The sequence below is a fragment of the Kingella oralis genome (assembly GCF_014054985.1).
Taxonomy (GTDB): Bacteria; Pseudomonadota; Gammaproteobacteria; order Burkholderiales; family Neisseriaceae; genus Kingella_B; species Kingella_B oralis.
This window is the reverse complement of the sequence record NZ_CP059569.1, coordinates 701,462-717,535: the sequence shown is the minus strand read 5'-3', so window position 1 is coordinate 717,535 and position 16,074 is coordinate 701,462. Positions and strand designations below refer to the sequence as shown.

The following is a 16,074-nucleotide window of genomic DNA, read 5'->3' as shown; positions in this document are numbered from 1 at the left end:
CCGTATAAATTCGGCTTCCGCCACCATCCCCCGTCAAAGCAAGGCAGTCTGAAAACCCATAACACCGGTTTTCAGGCTGCCTTTTCCGCTTAGAAAATCTGGAACACAAAAAACACCAGTGTATGCAGGATAAACAGCGGAATCAAAATGCCAAACGACCAAGTCATGTAGCCAAAGAAGCTGGGCATTTTGACTTTGCGCTGCTCGGCGATGGCTTTCACCATAAAGTTGGGCGCGTTGCCGATGTAGCTGAGTGCGCCCATAAACACCGAGCCCATGGAAATTGCCAGCAGCGTGTGAAACAGCTCGCCGCGCATCAGCTCGTGCGGGTTGCCGCCTGCCATGTTGAAAAACACGAGATAGGTGGGGGCGTTGTCCAAGAAACCCGATAGCATGCCGCTCATCCAAAAATACATGGCGTTGATGGGTTTGCCCGCGGCATCGTGCACCAGCGCAATCACGCCTGAGAACGCGCCTTTTTCGCCCGCTTGCAGCATGGCAAGCACGGGGGCGATGGTGATGAAGATGCCTGCAAACAGTTTGGCGACTTCGGCGATGGGGTCAAAATTGAACTCGTTGCCCGCACGCACTTGCTTGGGCGTTACCCACAGCGAAATCAGGGCAAGCACAATCAGGATGGCATCGCGCGCCATGTTTTGTGGTTCTAGGTGCGCGCCAAGGATTTCAAAGCCGTGTGATTCGGGCTTCCATAGCCCTGATAACAACACCGCGCCAATCACGCCTGCTAACAGCAAGAAGTTGATTTTGCCGTAGATTTTGATGCCGTCCACCGCGGGGAAGGCAGCCTGAAAATGGCTGTCGGGGGTGGGGTCTTTGGGCAGGATTTCATCGGCTCGGGCAAAGTAGCGGCTGTCTAGGATGTAGAACACGGTGAGCAGCACGATGGTGCTAATCAACACGGGTGGGAACATGTGTACGACTGTCCAGCCAAAATCTACGCCTTTTAAAAAGCCCAGAAAGAGCGGTGGGTCGCCCAGCGGGGTTAAGCCGCCGCCGATATTGGCAACGAGAAAGATGAAGAAAACGACCACGTGCACATTATGCTTGCGGTTGTCGTTGGCTTTGAGCAGCGGGCGAATCATCAGCATCGCCGCGCCCGTGGTGCCCATAACGGAGGCAAGCGCGGTGCCGATGGCAAGCAGCGCGGTGTTGAGCTTGGCGGAGCCGTGCAAATTGCCCCACACGAGGATGCCGCCCGAGATGGTGTATAAGGCGAGCAGCAGCAGGATAAAGGGGATGTATTCGCCAATCATGGCATGGGCGATGAGGTGCAGGCTTTGGTGTGTGCCAAAGGTGAGCGTGAACGGGATAAGGAACAATAGCGTCCAGCCGAGGGTGATTTTGCCGAAGTGGTGATGCCAGATGTTGGCGAAAAACAAGGGCCCAAGGGCGATGGAAAGCAGGATAAGGGCGAAGGGGATGCCCCATGCGAGGCTAAGCTCGGCGGCGTTAAATTCGGCGGCTTGGGCGAGGGCGGGCGCAATCAGCGCAAGCAGGGGCGAGATGATTTGGATGGGTTTCATGGTTTTCCTGTATGGAGTGCTGCGGTACGCGCGGCTTGTTTGCTCGTGAAGCGGGGCGTGTGGCGGATTTTCGCGTGATTCGGTTGTGCCGATTCATGAAAAATCTAACGCGGCAAACGGGGGTGGAGCAAGGGTTTACCGCGTGGGGGAAACGCAGAAAGGAGTAAAACGAATAAGGCAGCCTGAAAAGCCGCCTTTGTTGAGACAGATGGATTGTAAAAAATTATTTACGAAAAGTCATCTTTTTGTGGGGATTTTTTGGATTGGGTTAAGAAATGTTGCGGCGGGCGGGGGAACGGCGGCGCGATGCGGCAGCCTGAAAGTTGCGGCAGCCTGAAAACAGCGGGCGGCGTTTTCTCTTATAATTCGCGCTTTTGCTTTTCAGGCTGCCGTTATGTTTAAAGTTACCACGCTGGATGCGGAATTTGAATTGCTGCCCGACGAGTCGCTGCTGGCGGGCTTGGAGCGCACGAACCATGCGGTGGAATACCAATGCCGCAGCGGCTATTGCGGCTCGTGCAGGGTGAAGCTGCTGGCGGGGCGGGTGTCGTATCGGGAGATGCCGATGGCGTTTATTGCCGAGGGGGAGGTTTTGGCGTGTTGTTGCGTGTTGGAATCGGATGTGGCGGTGGCGTGTTGTTTGCGGGCGGATGAGGCGGATGGTAAGGGTGGAGAATAGGCAGCCGAAACGAAATTTTGTAAAGCTCGAATGGTGTTGATTGTGCTTCGTCTGGCATTTCTGATGGATTTGCCTTTGCGCCTTATTGCGGCGCAGGCGACTTACTTTCTTTGCCTGAAACCCAAATCTATCCTACAAAAAACCGTTTAGCGCACACCAAACGGTTTTGTTTTTCAGGCTGCCTGTGCGCGTATCAATCGCGTATCAATTAAGCGGGCAAGGATAGGACTCACCCTTGAAACTTGGCGGGCAGCGCAACCGATTTGAACCACGGGCATTGCTGCAACGCGCTGATGTCGTGCAGCTTGCGGGCGTAGGCAATATCCAGCGTTTCCAATTGCAGTAACTCGGTTAAGCCGTTCAGCGTTTCTATGGCGGGCCGGATAAGGGTGAGCTGTTGCAGTTTTTTCAGGCTGCCTAACGCGCTGAGGTCTTTGTTTTTAAACGAAAACAGATACAGCCGTTGCAGCGATGCGGCTTGGCTTAGGTTGTGCGCGTTGCCTTTGCCTGCGCAGCTGAGTTCGCGCAGTTGGGGGAATTGGGCGAGGTCGATTTTGGGCTGGGATTGGTGCGGCAGGGTAAGATGGGTGAGGTGGCGCAGGGCGTAGAGCGCGGCAAGGTTGCTGTATTGGCGGGCGCGGTATTCGCTGAACGACAGGCGTTGCAGCGCGGGGCAATGGGCGAGCGCGGCGAAATTTAGGTTTTCGGCGCTTTGGTTTTCAGGCTGCCGCTGCTCAAACGGCAGAAAGGCGGTGGTGATGCGCAGGGCAACGGGGGTGGTGTCGCGGGCTTGGTAATAGGCGGCGGCTTGCGTACCGTGGGCACGATACTCGGGGGCGACGCAGATTTCCCGCGTGCCGTCGGGTTGCTGGTGCAGGTGGATGTGGGCAAGGTTGAGTTTGGGCATGGTTAGCTTTCGGTGGATTGGGTTGGGCGTGGTTTTCAGGCTGCCTTTGGGGTTTCAGACGGCATCAAGGCAGCCTGAAAACGGGGAAAACGGCTTTCAGGCTGCCTGCATGATGCGTTGTTTGATGGCTTGGTCAAACTCGTTGTTGCCGAAAATCAAATCGTGTTGGGAAAACAGTCTGTTTTCGTTGGCGGTTACTTTGTCGTCGAAGGCGAACAAGTCCTGCACCAGTTTGTTATCGGCGGTCAGATTGTGGCGGCGGACGATGTAATCGGCGGTCAGCGCTTTGAGTCGGAATGCGTTGGGATACGCTGCCAAGTATTTGAGTGTATCGGCGCTGCATTCGTGAATAGCGCGGATGATGGGGATATGGTACTGCTGCAAATGCTGCAACACGTCGGCGTAAATCAGCTCGGCTTCGGCTTCTGTTTCGGGCAGTTTGACGGCATCGCCGTGCGGATAGACGGTGAGCGGCGGGGCGTGGTAGTCTGCGCTGCTTTGAATGGGATTTTTCACGAAAACCACATCATTCGGCTTTAACGGCTGCGGGCAAAGGAGCGGGTTTTCCGTGGAAAAACGCGCCATTTCTTTGCTGTACACGGAAATATGCAGCGTTATCCCTTCGGCTATGCTTGAATGCTCAAAAGCCAAATAGGCGTACACGTATTTTCCCTGTTTGAATTTCAGCTCTTCTTTCAAAAACACGGCATCGGGGGTGTTGGTAATGCGCTTTGATGTATGCCATCAGCCCGCGGATAAATTCTTTGCTTTTCCTGGTTGGGGCTCCTGTTTGGGGTTTGGAATGGGGAGATGGCTTTTCAGGCTGCCTTTGGGGTTGGGTGCGACATCCGAGGCAGCCTGAAAAACGGCGGGCAACCTTGTTCACACGATTGCCCGCCTTATTCCACTACGCCTCGCTGCCGCCCACCGTCAGCCCCGCGTCAATCCGCAGCGTGGGCTGCCCCACGCCCACGGGCACGCTTTGCCCGTCTTTGCCGCACACGCCGATGCCTGTGTCTAAGCTGCTGTCGTTGCCAATCATGGAAACGTGTTTCAGCACTTCGGGGCCGTTGCCGATGATGGTTGCGCCTTTCACGGGGTATTGTAATTTGCCGTTTTCTACCCACCATGCTTCGCTGGCGGAGAAGACGAATTTGCCGCTGGTGATGTCCACTTGCCCGCCGCCAAAGTTTACGGCGTAGATGCCTTTATCGATGCTGGCGATGATTTCTTCGGCTTCGTGCGTGCCGTTTTCCATAAAGGTGTTGGTCATGCGCGGCATGGGGGCGGATGAATAGCTTTCGCGCCGCCCGTTGCCCGTGGGGCTTGCGCCCATCAGCCGCGCATTGGTTTCGTCTTGCATATAGCCTGTTAGGATGCCGTCTTCAATCAACACGGTGCGCTGCGTTTCGTTGCCTTCGTCGTCAATATTCAGGCTGCCACGACGCTCGGCGATGTTGCCTTGGTCAATCACGGTTACGCCTTTGGCGGCGACGCGCTGCCCGATGAGCCCTGAAAACGCGCTGGTTTGCTTGCGGTTGAAATCGCCTTCCAAACCATGCCCCACGGCTTCGTGCAGCAAAATGCCCGGCCAGCCGCTGCCGAGCACGACGGTCATCGCGCCGGCGGGGGCGGGGCGGGATTCCAGATTGGTGAGCGCTTGTTTGACGGCGTGGTTCACATATTCTTGGATTTTCGCGTCGTCAAAATACGCCAAATCAAAGCGTCCGCCGCCGCCTGCGCTGCCCTGCTCGCGCCGTTCGCCCTGCTTGGCGATGACGGTGAGGCTCAGGCGCACCAGCGGGCGGATGTCGGCGGCGTGTTTGCCGTCCAGCCGCGCGATGTAAACCATATCGTGTTCGCACGTTAAACCCGCCATCACTTGCACGATGCGCGGGTCGGCGGCGCGGGCGAGCGTTTCCACTTTTTGCAGCAGGGCGACTTTTTGCGGCGAATCCAGCGTGGCAATCGGGTTGAGCGCGCCGTATGCGTTGGGGCAGCCTGAAACCTGCGCTGGCACGCGCACAGGCGTTGCGTTGCCCGCTTCGCCAATCACGCGCACGGCTTGGGCGGCGCGGCGGATGGCATCTTCGCTTAGGCTGTCGGCATAGGCAAACGCGGTTTTCTCACCCGACACCGCGCGCACGCCCACGCCTTGGTTAATCTGATAACTGCCTGATTTCACAATGCCTTCATCCAAATGCCAGCTTTCAAACGCGGTGCGCTGGCAATAAATATCCGCGTAATCAACATGACGCACGCCGATAAGGGCGAGCGATTGAGCAAGATTTTCAGCGGAAAGATGGTTGGCATGGAGCAGATTTTGCGCGACGGTTTGAGAGATGGGGTGCATGGTTTTCAGGCTGCCTAAATAATCAAAAGAAGCGGATTATACTGGAAATTGAAGGGCGGGTTTCAGGCTGCCTTTGGGGGATGGGGCAGCCTGAAATAACGTTTAGCGAAACCCAAATGGAGCGGCGACAGCTCGTCGCCAAAATGGCAGATTGAGCAAAGGCAGCCTGAAACGGCAAAACGGGATGATTGCTTTTCAAGCTGCCCCAATCATTCGCGCAGTTTGAAACAGAACATGGCGTATCGCCGCCATACCCACTCTTGTTCCGTTGCTGTGGCGCAAGCGTTTCAGGCTGCCGTTGGGCGGTGCAAAGGCAGCCTGAAAATGCAAAATCGTTTGGTGTTCTGCCAAAAGGTTTTTTGCCGGATGGATTGGATTTCAGGCTGCCTAGTCTATCAGCTACGTTTAATACTATTGCCCCATTCCCAACAGGCAGCCTGAAACCGCTCCTTATGCTATCATCCGTTAAACTTTCTTAACATTCATCGTCCCAAAGGAAACCCATCATGCAAAACTACCAAGCCCCCAACGAACAAGGCTTTTTCGGCGAACACGGCGGCGTGTACGTTGCCGAAACGCTGATTCCCGCGCTGCAAGAACTCGCCCAAGCCTACGCCGCCGCCAAGCAAGACCCGCAATTTTGGGCAGATTTTGAGCGCGATTTGAAACACTATGTGGGCCGCCCCAGCCCCGTTTACCACGCCGAACGCCTGTCCAAGCATCTCGGCGGCGCGCAAATCTGGCTCAAACGCGAAGACCTGAACCACACAGGCGCACACAAAATCAACAACACCATCGGGCAAGCCCTACTCGCCCGCCGCATGGGCAAAAAGCGCGTGATTGCCGAAACAGGCGCAGGGCAACACGGCGTAGCCAGCGCCACCGTCGCCGCACGCTTTGGCATGGAATGCCATGTTTACATGGGCGCAGACGACATCATCCGCCAAGCCCCCAACGTGTTCCGCATGAAGCTGCTAGGCGCCAACGTCGTCAGCGTAGAAAGCGGCAGCCGCACGCTTAAAGACGCAATGAACGAAGCCATGCGCGAATGGGTTGCCCGCGTGGACGACACCTTCTACATCATCGGCACCGCCGCCGGTCCCGCGCCCTATCCCGAAATGGTGCGCGATTTTCAATGCGTCATCGGGCGCGAAGCCCAAGCGCAAATGCAAGAAGCCATCGGGCGGCAGCCTGATGTTGCCGTTGCCTGCGTGGGCGGCGGCTCCAACGCCATCGGGCTGTTCCACCCCTATATCGCCGAAACGCAAACCCGCCTAGTTGGCGTAGAAGCAGGCGGCTTGGGCATCCACACCGCCAGCCACGCCGCGCCCATCTCATCCCACGCCCCCATCGGCGTGCTGCACGGCTTTCGCAGTTATTTGATGCAAGACGACAACGGGCAAATCCTCGGCACGCACTCCGTATCCGCAGGCTTGGACTACCCTGGTATCGGCCCCGAACACAGCCATCTGCACGACATCAAGCGCGTGGAATACACCGTTGCCAACGACGAAGCCGCCTTGCAAGCCTTTGATTTACTATGCTTATACGAAGGCATCATCCCTGCACTGGAAAGCAGCCACGCGCTGGCATGGGCAGTAGAAAACGCGCCAAAAATGGGCAAAGACCAAGTGATTTTGGTGAACCTATCAGGGCGCGGAGATAAAGACATCAACACCGTGGCGAAGCTGAAAGGAATTGAGATTTAGTTTTGCGAACAATGAGGCAGCCTGAAAATGCGTTTTTCATATTTCAGGCTGCCTTATTCATAAACAGCCGCAGCCGCCAGCATATCGGCAACCGCTTGCCAACCGGCGGCTTCGGGGTCGGGCGCATCGGCAAGGCGGGCGCAAAAACCGTCATAATCCTCGGCAAAATTTGAACGCGGCAAGGTAATCAGGCAGCGTGTTGTTGGCAAATCCACCCGCTTGCTGCTCGGCAATCAACTGACTCAAAAAAGCGATAAATTCAACACGATTATTGATTGGGGAACGAATGGGCATGGTTTCCATCTCGCACAATAGGCAGCCTGAAAATAGGGTTGGCTTTTCAGGCTGCCGCAAGGTTTAACAAAATAATCAAGATTGATTTCAGGCTGCCTCATCCCCGATTAGGCAGCCTGAAAACCTAACGGCACAGCAAAATCAAAACCACCCCACCCCATAAAACAAACACCCCACCGCCGCCAACGCCAGCAGCACGCCCGCGATATTCAACGCGCTCAATTTTTCTTTAAACACGCCCGCACCCACCAGCGCGCCCAGCGCAATCACGCCCATGTTCATACCGGCGAACACCAGCGTGGGGTTGCCGCTGAATGCGCGATGGGCTTTCAAATAAAACAAAATATTCACAAAATTCAGGCTGCCTAAAACCATGCCGCCGATGATGTCGGCGCGTGTCCAGCGCGTTTTCTGCGCCAGCAAATACCCCGCCATCAACACGCCTGCCAGTGCAAACATCACCAACAAATTGCTGCCCGTGCCCGCCGTTTTGGAAAGCTGTTTAAACAAAATATCAATCACGCCGTAGCCCAGCCACACGCCGAGCAGGCAGGCAATCTGTTCTTTCAGGCTGCCTGAGCCAGAAAGTGCCGTTTTCTGCGGCTTAATCAACAAACACGCCAGCGCGGCAAACGCCAGCAGCAAGCCCGCCGCCCGATGCGGCGTGAGCGTTTCGCCAAACAACGTGAACGCCGCCAGCACAGGCAAAAACAGCGACAAGCGCTGCGCCGCATCCGATTTCACAATCCCCGCGTGTTGCACCGCCTTGCCCATAATCACAAACACGCTGGGCAGCAACACGCCCAGCAAGCCAAACAGCCATGCGTGCGGCAGCAGGGTTTGTTGCCAGTTGGCGAAGTTGGGTTCCAGCAGTGCGGCGGTAAGCAGCGTCGCCACCGCATAGTTCACACCAATGGCTTGCGCCAAACCGATTTGCTTTTGCCGCGCGATTTTGAGCAACACCGACACGGAAACGCTGGCTAATATACTGATTAACAAATAAAACATAACAAATCCTGCAAACGAAAAAACACGCATTCTAGTGGAATTTGGGTGGTTTGCGTAGCGGGATGGAGTGGGAAGTCTAAAATGCGGTGATTGTGGCAGCCTGAAAAAATAAAATCGCTTGGCGTTGAGCCAAACGGCTTTTTTACTGGATGGATTGGTTTTCAGGCTGCCTTGCCGCGAAATACAGTATCTAATCCATCACAACTGTTTGATACTACTGCCTTTCCCCCTACGTCCAGCCGAACGCAGCATTCTTTTCTTTGGCGAAGCAAAGAAAAGTAAGTGCCCCGTCGGCATGAGACGCATGGTTAAAGCTACGCCAAAAGCCAACCATAAAGCACCAACCCATTTTCAGGCTGCCTTTGTATTCCAGCCCAAGGCAGCCTGAAAATCTTTGCTAAACACATAATACAGCCACAATTTATCGCCCAATGGCACAGTTAATAACATTGCGCGTGTTGTCAAACAAAATGTCGGCGAGCCGCCGACGCTCCATAGGCTGCCGATGGATTTAACGACAACCGCGTTTTCAGGCTGCCTTTTACACCGCCAATGCTTGCCACAAAGCGCAAACCCATTTTCAGGCTGCCTTTGCATCATCAACAAAGGCAGCCTGAAACCCATAAACGCGCTAAAATAGCGCACTTTGATTCAACATCATCAAGAGTATTCCAAAATGAAAAAATCCCCCGAGCTTCTCCTTCCCGCCGGCGGCTTAGAGCGCATGCAGACCGCCTTCAATTTCGGTGCAGATGCCGTGTACGCAGGCAGCCCACGCTACTCCCTGCGCGCCCGCAACAACGAATTCGCCAAGCTGGACGTGCTACAACAAGGCATCAGCGAAGCCCACGCGCGCGGCAAAAAATTCTACCTCACCGTGAACACCCTGCCGCACAACAGCAAGCTCAAAACCTTCCACGCCGACATGCAGCCCCTTATCGCCATGAAGCCCGACGCGCTCATCATGGCCGACCCCGGTTTAATTATGGAAGTGCGCGACAAATACCCCGACATGCCCGTGCACCTGTCCGTGCAGGCCAACACCACCAACTATTGGGGCGTGAAATTTTGGCAAAACATCGGCGTGGAACGCATCATCCTGTCGCGCGAATTGAGCATGGACGAAATCGCCGAAATCCGCCAAGAATGCCCCGACATCGAACTGGAAGTGTTCGTGCACGGCGCATTGTGCATCGCCTATTCCGGCCGCTGCCTGCTTTCGGGCTACTTCAACCACCGCGACCCCAACCAAGGCACTTGCACCAATTCCTGCCGCTGGGACTACAAAGTCCACGACACGGAAACGGACGAAATGGGCGATGTAAAAGCACTCAGCGGCTTCAATTTTCAGGCCGCCCAAGAAGAAGCCAACGCCGCCTTTGAAGGCATCAACGGCCAGCAGCGCCACCCCGCCGCCAACAAAGTTTTCCTGATTGAAGAGAGCAACCGCCCCGGCGAACTCATGCCGATTATGGAAGACGAACACGGCACCTACATCATGAATTCCAAAGACCTGCGTGCCATCGAGCAGGTGGCCAAACTTGCCGAAATCGGCGTGGACAGCCTGAAAGTGGAAGGGCGCACCAAATCGGTTTACTACGTTGCCCGCGTCGCCCAGTCCTACCGCAAAGCGATTGACGATGCCGTGGCCGGCCGCCCCTTCGATTACAGCCTGCTCGCCGAATTGGAAGGGCTAGCCAACCGCGGCTACACCAGCGGCTTTTTGGAACGCCACCAAACGCAGGAATACCAAAATTATCTTTACGGGCATTCCATCGCCAAGCAAAGCCAGTTTGTCGGGCAAATCCGCGAAGTGGACGCCGACGGCTGGGCAACGGTGGACGTGAAAAACCGCTTTGCGCTGGGCGATACGCTGGAAATCATCCATCCGCGCGGTAATCAGCTGATTGTGTTAGACCAAATGAAACGCAAAAACGAGTTTGTGGACGTGGCGGCGGGCAACGGCATTCAGGTGCAGATTCCAAATATGCAGGGGCGAGAGAAAGCGTTGGTGGCAAGGGTGATTCAGAGTGATGGCAGCGTATCCGTGGCAACGAGTGGCTGCGGCGGATAGGCATAGCGCAGCAAAAGGCAGCCTGAAAATGGATAAATACCGTTTCAGGCTGCCTTTTAGCACGCCAATATTTTGCCAGAGCAGGCGTTTCGCCGCCTACCACGAGCAGGGGCAAGCCCCTGCACCCCACGCGCATAACTATTTCAGGCTGCCCACCATCGCGCCCGCGCCTGTAATGCGTGCCAACCCATTGCATCCATACAAGATGGTGCCCTAAAAAGAATGCTGGCTTGACTATTTATTGATAGCAAGCAGTACTGGTTAAAAACTACGCAATCTGTTCCCTCTCCCGCTGGCGGGGGAGGGGTTAGGGTGGGGGTGGCTGTTTAACCTACCACCCTAACCCTCACCCGCCAGCGGAGGAAGGAACAGCAGTGCAGCATACTTTTTAGGACGCTACCCCATACAAATGTCGGCGAGCCGCCGACGCTCCATCACGACCCTTTTCAGGCTGCCTTTACCCCACCCAAAGCAGCCTGAAAACCACCCCACAGCCCTTTGCCCCACTCCCACCCCTAGTATAAAATCCGCCCTTTCGCTAACCAGCCCCAAACCTATTTTCAGGCTGCCTTATCCCACATTCTCATTCACAAACCCACACCATGCCTTTCCCCAAAATCCCATCCCGCCAAGACCCGCGCTGGGCTGTGCTCGGCTTGCAACTCACTTTTCTCGCGTTCGGCATCCTATTTTGGGGCTTCAACCGCAGCCCGTGGCAAATCGCCGCCATCGTCGTCACCTCCGTGCTCACCGATTTAACCCTGCACACCATCCTACGCCGCACCACACCACTGTTCCCACTCAGCGCGGCGATTACAGGCACCAGCCTATCCATGCTCACCAATTTTGCGCACGGCATTTGGTTTGCCCTGCTGCCGCCGTTTTTCGCCATCGCCTCCAAATATTTGTTCACGGTAAACGGCAAGCATATTTACAACCCTTCGCTGTTTGGCATTGTTGCCGCGCTGTTTTTTGGTGGCGGCATGATAACGCCATCGCCCGCCTACCAATGGGGCGGCTCGGGCGTGGTCGCCTTTTTTGTCGCCACCGCCGCCATCATGCTGGTGCGCGTGAACATCCACCGCGCATGGCTAATTGGCTCGTTTTTGCTGTTCTACGCCGCCCAAGTGGGCTTTCGCGCCTATATTCTGCGCCACCACATCCCCGCCGAAACGCTGTTTATGGGCGCGTTCACTTCGCCCGCGTTTTATCTGTTTGTGTTCTTTATGCTGCCCGACCCGCCCACGTCGCCCAGCAGCAAAAAAGGGCAAATCGGCATGGCGGCGATTATCGTGGTGATAGACCTTGCGCTGCACAAATTCCAACAATTCTCCACCCTGTTCTACGCAGGCTTTGCCTATTTCACCCTGCGCGGCATCTATCTATTCTGGCAAACGCGCCAACAAATCAACTGGCGCAACGCCATCCAAACCCATTTTCAGGCTGCCTTAGCCATCGCCATCATCGGCGCAACAGGCATAGGCGCGTATAAAGCCAGCCATTCCTTTGCAGGTAGCCAAGACATCGGCTTCAAATTGGTGCAAATTCCCGCCAGCCAAAGCGGCTTAACGGGCGCGCAAGGCGATATTTTGGAGCGCACCGACCCGCAAATGCGCCACGTTGCCAAATGGCTGCTTTCGGTGGGCGATGCAGGCGCGGTGGCGGATGTAAACCAAGACGGCTTGCCCGATATTTTTCTCACCCAGCCGCTTAAAGCCGAAGCCGACCGCGCCCAGTTATACATCAACAAAGGCAATTTCCAATTTGAAAAATTCCCCCTGCCCCAGCTGGACCCCAACCGCAGGCAGCCTGAAAACCACGGCATCATCGCTTCTGCCACATGGCTGGATTTTGACAACGACGGCGACCAAGACTTGCTCTTGGGCGTAGGCTTTGGCAAAGGCATTCTGCTGCGCAACGAGTTGGCGCAAACAGGCAAACTCGGCTTCACTTCCATCGCCGAGCAAGCAGGCATCGCCCCCTATCAAATCAGCACCGCCGCCAATGTGCTGGACTACAACCAAGACGGGCTGGACGACATCATCATCGGCAACGTGATGCAACGCTATTTGCCCGATTACAACACCCCGCAGCCCTACAACATTTTCAGGCTGCCTAAACCGCAATACGCAGGCGACAGGCGGATGTTTAACGTGATGCACCGCTCATGGCACAACGCCGACAACGCCGATGAAAACTGGCTCTATCAAAACATGGGCAACGGCACGTTCCAGCTCGTCCCCGCCGCCGAAAGCGGTTTGCAAGGCAAGCATTGGACGATGGCGATTGGCGCAGGCGACCTAAATGCAGACGGCTACCCCGACCTATACATCGCCAACGATTTTGGCCCAGACGAGCTTTACATCAACCGCCAAGGCAAAGGCTTCCAAGCCATACGCGGCACGTTTTCAGGCAGCATCGGGCGCGACACCTACAAAGGCATGAACGCCACCCTCGGCGACATTTCAGGCGATGGCAAGCCCGATATTCACGTTTCCAATGTGCACGAAAAACTGCAAGCCGAAGGCAGCCTGCTGTGGGTAAACCAAAGCCAAGCAGGGCAAGCCGATGCCGCCATGTTTCAAGACCAAGCCGCCAAGCGCAACGCGCTCAACGAACAACGCTTTGGTTGGGGCGCAACCTACGCCGACTTCAACCGCGACGGCAAGCTAGACATGGCGCAAGCCAACGGCATGGCAGACGATGCCTACGACAAAAAAGAAGCCCAATGCCCCGACTATTGGTATTGGAACGCCCAAATCGCCCTCACCAACCCCGATGTGCACGGCTATGCCGACCGCTGGGCAGACGTGCGCGGACGCTGCGTGTTTGGCAACGAAGCCAACAGGCTCTATCTCAACCAAGGCGACTACTTTATTGATGTCGCCAAACAAGCAGGCGCAGACTACACAGGCACATCGCGCGGCATGATACACGCCGATTTTGACAACGACGGCGACCCCGACCTGCTGGTAACCCACATGACCGCGCCCCCCACCCTCTATCGCAACGACAGCCAACCCGCCGCATGGCTGGGGCTGGATTTGGTGGGCAACGGCAAAACCTGCGCCCGCAACGCCTACCACAGCAAAGTCATCGCCTACCCCGCCAACCAGCCGCCCATCGCCCGCGAAGTCTATGCCAACAACGGGCTGGCTGCGCAAAGCGACCGCCGCATCCTATTTGGCTTAGGCAGCCTGAACGCCAAAAAAATCCGCATCCAAATTCAATGGTGCGGACACGGCAAAGCGCAAGAGATGGAATTGGAAACAGGGCGTTATCATCGGGTGGAGCAACCATAGGTTTACCACCGTGGGTTTACCACCCCGTTGCAGGGCGTATGGCTTTACCACGCACATCGTTCAAGGCAGCCTGAAACCCTTGTTTTCCCTTTTCAGGCTGCCTACTCAATGGAGCGGCGACGGCTCATCGCCAAAACACATTTAACCCTTTTCGGGCTGCCTTTGTATGCTGGATTTTTAATCAAATATTTCTTTTACTATGGGGATACAAAAATGAGAATTTTATTTTGCAATATTGGTTGGATGGAAAAATATCAGGGGCTAACTGATAATGACCAAATTAGTGGTGGTGGCTCTTTTGTAAGTGAAAAAGGAATGGGACATGAAGTTTGTAACTTTCATTCCACAAATGAACGGGTATATGGGTATGTTCAACCAGCAAATGACCGAAGCATTAGTTTGGAACGCATTGATGAAAATAATCAGAATAATTTTTTAGATAACGTCTTGGTTATTTGGCTGGCTACACGACCAAAAGGGCTTGGTGGACATACAGTTATTGTTGGCTGGTATAAGAACGCCACTGTTTTTAAAGAGTTCCAACACTTCAAAAAAATACCAAACTTACAAAAAGAGAATGGTATTTCTCGTTATTTGATTGAAGCCGCCGCCAAAGACGCAGTTTTATTACCAGTTGACGCTCGCACATTTATTATTCCTCGCGCCAATACTAATCCAGACCAAGGAGGTATTGGACAGAGTAATATTTGGTATGCAGACCAAGAAAAAAATTTACCCATTATTCACAATGTCATAGAGTTTATTAAACAAAAAGAATCTTCTAACCATATAACCACTAAACACACAAACAAAGTTAATCAAGAACGAAAAGTGGAAGTTGAAAAAACTGCTATTCAAGTCTGTTGCGCACACTTTGAAAATTTGGGTTACGAAATAGAAAGTGTAGAAAAAGATAATCTTGGATGGGATTTGGTTGCTAAAAGTGGTAAACGTGAATTACGGATTGAAGTAAAAGGTTTATCAGGTTCAGTTTTCTCTGTTGAATTAACCCCGAATGAGTACAAAGCGTTTTCGGAAGAAAAAGAAGACTATCGTTTAGCGGTTGTAGTCAATGCTTTAAAGCAGCCTAAACTTTCTGTCTGTCGTTATAGCTCTGAACGCAAAGCGTGGATAGTTGAAACCGAAGATGAAGCAGACCGTCTATTAGAAATAAAAACCAAAGAAAGTGCTTCAATAAGTTGTCTTTAATCAAGCAAGGCAGCCTGAAAACACCCCAAACCCCATTTTCAGGCTGCCTCACTCCCCCAAAAACACACCATGAACACCCAAGAACCCCGCCCCCACCTCCGCTTCTGCCTCGCCACCCTTGCCCTCGCCCCCATCCTGTTCACCGCGCTGCACGACCTGATTGCCCTGCTGTTCAACCATCCCCGCGCCATCCTATACACCACCCAACATCAGCAACGCCAATGGCTCGCATGGGACGAACAATTCCTTTTCGCCCTGTTCATCATCTATCTGCTCAACGCCATCATCGCCTTTATTCTCGCCCGCGCCGCCCAGCAAAAAATGATGCGCCGCCAAATCCACTACGCCCTTTATCTCGCAGGCAGCGGCACCCTGCTCGCATGGCTATTTGGCGCCGCACTTGCCGCCGCCACAGGGCTAGGCGCACGCGCCGCCAACGGCGCATGGCTGCTCATCTACGCCGCCACCATCCTAATCATCGCGCTGACCACCCTGCCCAAACAGCTCACCCGCGCGCCCGTGCAAACCATCACTTTCCACAAAACCATCCGCCGCAAGCCCAAATGATTTTCAGGCTGCCTCAATGGGGCAGCGGCTCGTTGCCAATAAGCATCTAACCTGTCTTCAAGCTGCTTAATCCATCACAAACGTTTGATGCTGCTGCCTCTCCCCTACGTCCAGCCGAACGCAGCATCCTTTTTTCGGGAAAAAGCGTGCGCTTGTCCGACGACGCGCAAAGTGTGGCTAGTTCGCACGCGCCGAAAAAAGGATGCGGAGTAAGGGAAGTCTGTGAAGCAGAGCTGCACGTCGGGGTCGCCTTTCTTTGCTTACTTTCTTTGACGAAGCAAAGAAAGTAAGTCGCCCGCGCCGCGATAAGGCGCAAAGGTCAATCCATCAGAAACATTAACCGAAGCACTGCCAACGCCATTTGAGCGTCGCCAAACTTCATTTCAGGCTGCCTCATCCCTATATTCCAAAAGGCAGCCTGAAACCCA

General features: G+C 54.6%; 18 protein-coding genes. 9 read left to right on the top strand and 9 right to left on the bottom strand.

Features of this window, described 5'->3' with window-relative positions; translation table 11 throughout:
• Positions 1-89: 89 nt before the first annotated feature.
• Positions 90-1,544, bottom strand: a complete 1,455-nt coding sequence (locus H3L93_RS03830; RefSeq protein ID WP_003796695.1) for a sodium:proton antiporter — start codon at positions 1,542-1,544, stop codon at positions 90-92.
• 394 nt (positions 1,545-1,938) lie between these two features.
• Between H3L93_RS03830 and yfaE the strand changes: the two genes are divergently transcribed.
• Positions 1,939-2,223 (top strand): class I ribonucleotide reductase maintenance protein YfaE, encoded by a 285-nt coding sequence (gene yfaE, locus H3L93_RS03825; RefSeq protein WP_003796701.1) that lies wholly within the window; start codon positions 1,939-1,941, stop codon positions 2,221-2,223.
• Positions 2,224-2,452: 229 nt separating this feature from the next.
• Here yfaE and H3L93_RS03820 read toward each other — a convergent pair whose 3' ends face one another.
• The 5 genes from H3L93_RS03820 to H3L93_RS03800 all read right to left on the bottom strand — a co-directional run bounded on the left by H3L93_RS03820 (position 2,453) and on the right by H3L93_RS03800 (position 5,834).
• Positions 2,453-3,130, bottom strand: a complete 678-nt coding sequence (locus H3L93_RS03820; protein ID WP_003796705.1) for a leucine-rich repeat domain-containing protein — start codon at positions 3,128-3,130, stop codon at positions 2,453-2,455.
• Positions 3,131-3,226: 96 nt separating this feature from the next.
• Positions 3,227-3,793, bottom strand: coding sequence for a growth inhibitor PemK (locus H3L93_RS03815; protein WP_211204735.1), 567 nt, complete (start codon positions 3,791-3,793; stop codon positions 3,227-3,229).
• 244 nt (positions 3,794-4,037) lie between these two features.
• Complete coding sequence (gene tldD / locus H3L93_RS03810) at positions 4,038-5,483, bottom strand: metalloprotease TldD (RefSeq protein ID WP_040558684.1); 1,446 nt, start codon at positions 5,481-5,483, stop codon at positions 4,038-4,040.
• Between the two features lie 22 nt (positions 5,484-5,505).
• Entirely contained in the window at positions 5,506-5,682 is a 177-nt protein-coding gene (locus H3L93_RS03805; protein ID WP_003796717.1) for a hypothetical protein, read from the bottom strand.
• On the bottom strand, positions 5,679-5,834 hold the full coding sequence (locus H3L93_RS03800) for a hypothetical protein (RefSeq protein ID WP_155803152.1): 156 nt from the start codon (positions 5,832-5,834) through the stop codon (positions 5,679-5,681). Before H3L93_RS03800 ends, H3L93_RS03805 begins: the two co-directional genes overlap by 4 nt.
• 155 nt (positions 5,835-5,989) lie before the next feature.
• On the opposite strand from H3L93_RS03800, the gene trpB reads away from it, so the two are divergent.
• Positions 5,990-7,192 (top strand): tryptophan synthase subunit beta, encoded by a 1,203-nt coding sequence (gene trpB / locus H3L93_RS03795; RefSeq protein WP_003796720.1) that lies wholly within the window; start codon positions 5,990-5,992, stop codon positions 7,190-7,192.
• Between the two features lie 53 nt (positions 7,193-7,245).
• Here the strand turns inward: trpB and H3L93_RS03790 are convergent, their stop codons facing one another.
• Entirely contained in the window at positions 7,246-7,401 is a 156-nt protein-coding gene (locus tag H3L93_RS03790) for a hypothetical protein (RefSeq protein ID WP_155803153.1), read from the bottom strand.
• A gap of 66 nt (positions 7,402-7,467) precedes the next feature.
• On the opposite strand from H3L93_RS03790, the gene H3L93_RS03785 reads away from it, so the two are divergent.
• Positions 7,468-7,614: a hypothetical protein gene (locus H3L93_RS03785; RefSeq protein ID WP_003796725.1), complete on the top strand. Its 147-nt coding sequence runs from the start codon at positions 7,468-7,470 to the stop codon at positions 7,612-7,614.
• A gap of 13 nt (positions 7,615-7,627) precedes the next feature.
• Here the strand turns inward: H3L93_RS03785 and H3L93_RS03780 are convergent, their stop codons facing one another.
• Both H3L93_RS03780 and H3L93_RS03775 read right to left on the bottom strand, forming a co-directional pair.
• On the bottom strand, positions 7,628-8,494 hold the full coding sequence (locus tag H3L93_RS03780; RefSeq protein WP_040558686.1) for a DMT family transporter: 867 nt from the start codon (positions 8,492-8,494) through the stop codon (positions 7,628-7,630).
• A gap of 351 nt (positions 8,495-8,845) precedes the next feature.
• A complete protein-coding gene (locus H3L93_RS03775) occupies positions 8,846-9,139 on the bottom strand; it encodes a hypothetical protein (RefSeq protein ID WP_155803154.1) in 294 nt (97 codons plus the stop codon).
• Between the two features lie 31 nt (positions 9,140-9,170).
• Here H3L93_RS03775 and trhP point away from each other — a divergent pair, with 31 nt between their 5' ends.
• From trhP to H3L93_RS03750, 6 genes are all read left to right on the top strand, one after another.
• Positions 9,171-10,568 carry a prephenate-dependent tRNA uridine(34) hydroxylase TrhP gene (gene trhP / locus H3L93_RS03770; RefSeq protein WP_003796734.1) on the top strand — a complete coding sequence of 466 codons (1,398 nt, stop codon included), beginning with the start codon at positions 9,171-9,173 and terminating at the stop codon, positions 10,566-10,568.
• Between the two features lie 28 nt (positions 10,569-10,596).
• Complete coding sequence (locus H3L93_RS03765) at positions 10,597-10,785, top strand: hypothetical protein (RefSeq protein WP_040558688.1); 189 nt, start codon at positions 10,597-10,599, stop codon at positions 10,783-10,785.
• Positions 10,786-11,170: 385 nt separating this feature from the next.
• Entirely contained in the window at positions 11,171-13,870 is a 2,700-nt protein-coding gene (locus H3L93_RS03760) for an FG-GAP-like repeat-containing protein (protein ID WP_003796736.1), read from the top strand.
• Positions 13,871-13,880: 10 nt separating this feature from the next.
• Positions 13,881-14,015 carry a hypothetical protein gene (locus tag H3L93_RS13295; RefSeq protein WP_281365038.1) on the top strand — a complete coding sequence of 45 codons (135 nt, stop codon included), beginning with the start codon at positions 13,881-13,883 and terminating at the stop codon, positions 14,013-14,015.
• Between the two features lie 68 nt (positions 14,016-14,083).
• A complete protein-coding gene (locus H3L93_RS03755) occupies positions 14,084-15,079 on the top strand; it encodes a protein NO VEIN domain-containing protein (protein WP_169303481.1) in 996 nt (331 codons plus the stop codon).
• A 69-nt stretch (positions 15,080-15,148) separates the two neighbouring features.
• Positions 15,149-15,646 carry a hypothetical protein gene (locus tag H3L93_RS03750; protein WP_003796739.1) on the top strand — a complete coding sequence of 166 codons (498 nt, stop codon included), beginning with the start codon at positions 15,149-15,151 and terminating at the stop codon, positions 15,644-15,646.
• The last annotated feature ends 428 nt before the right edge of the window (positions 15,647-16,074 follow it).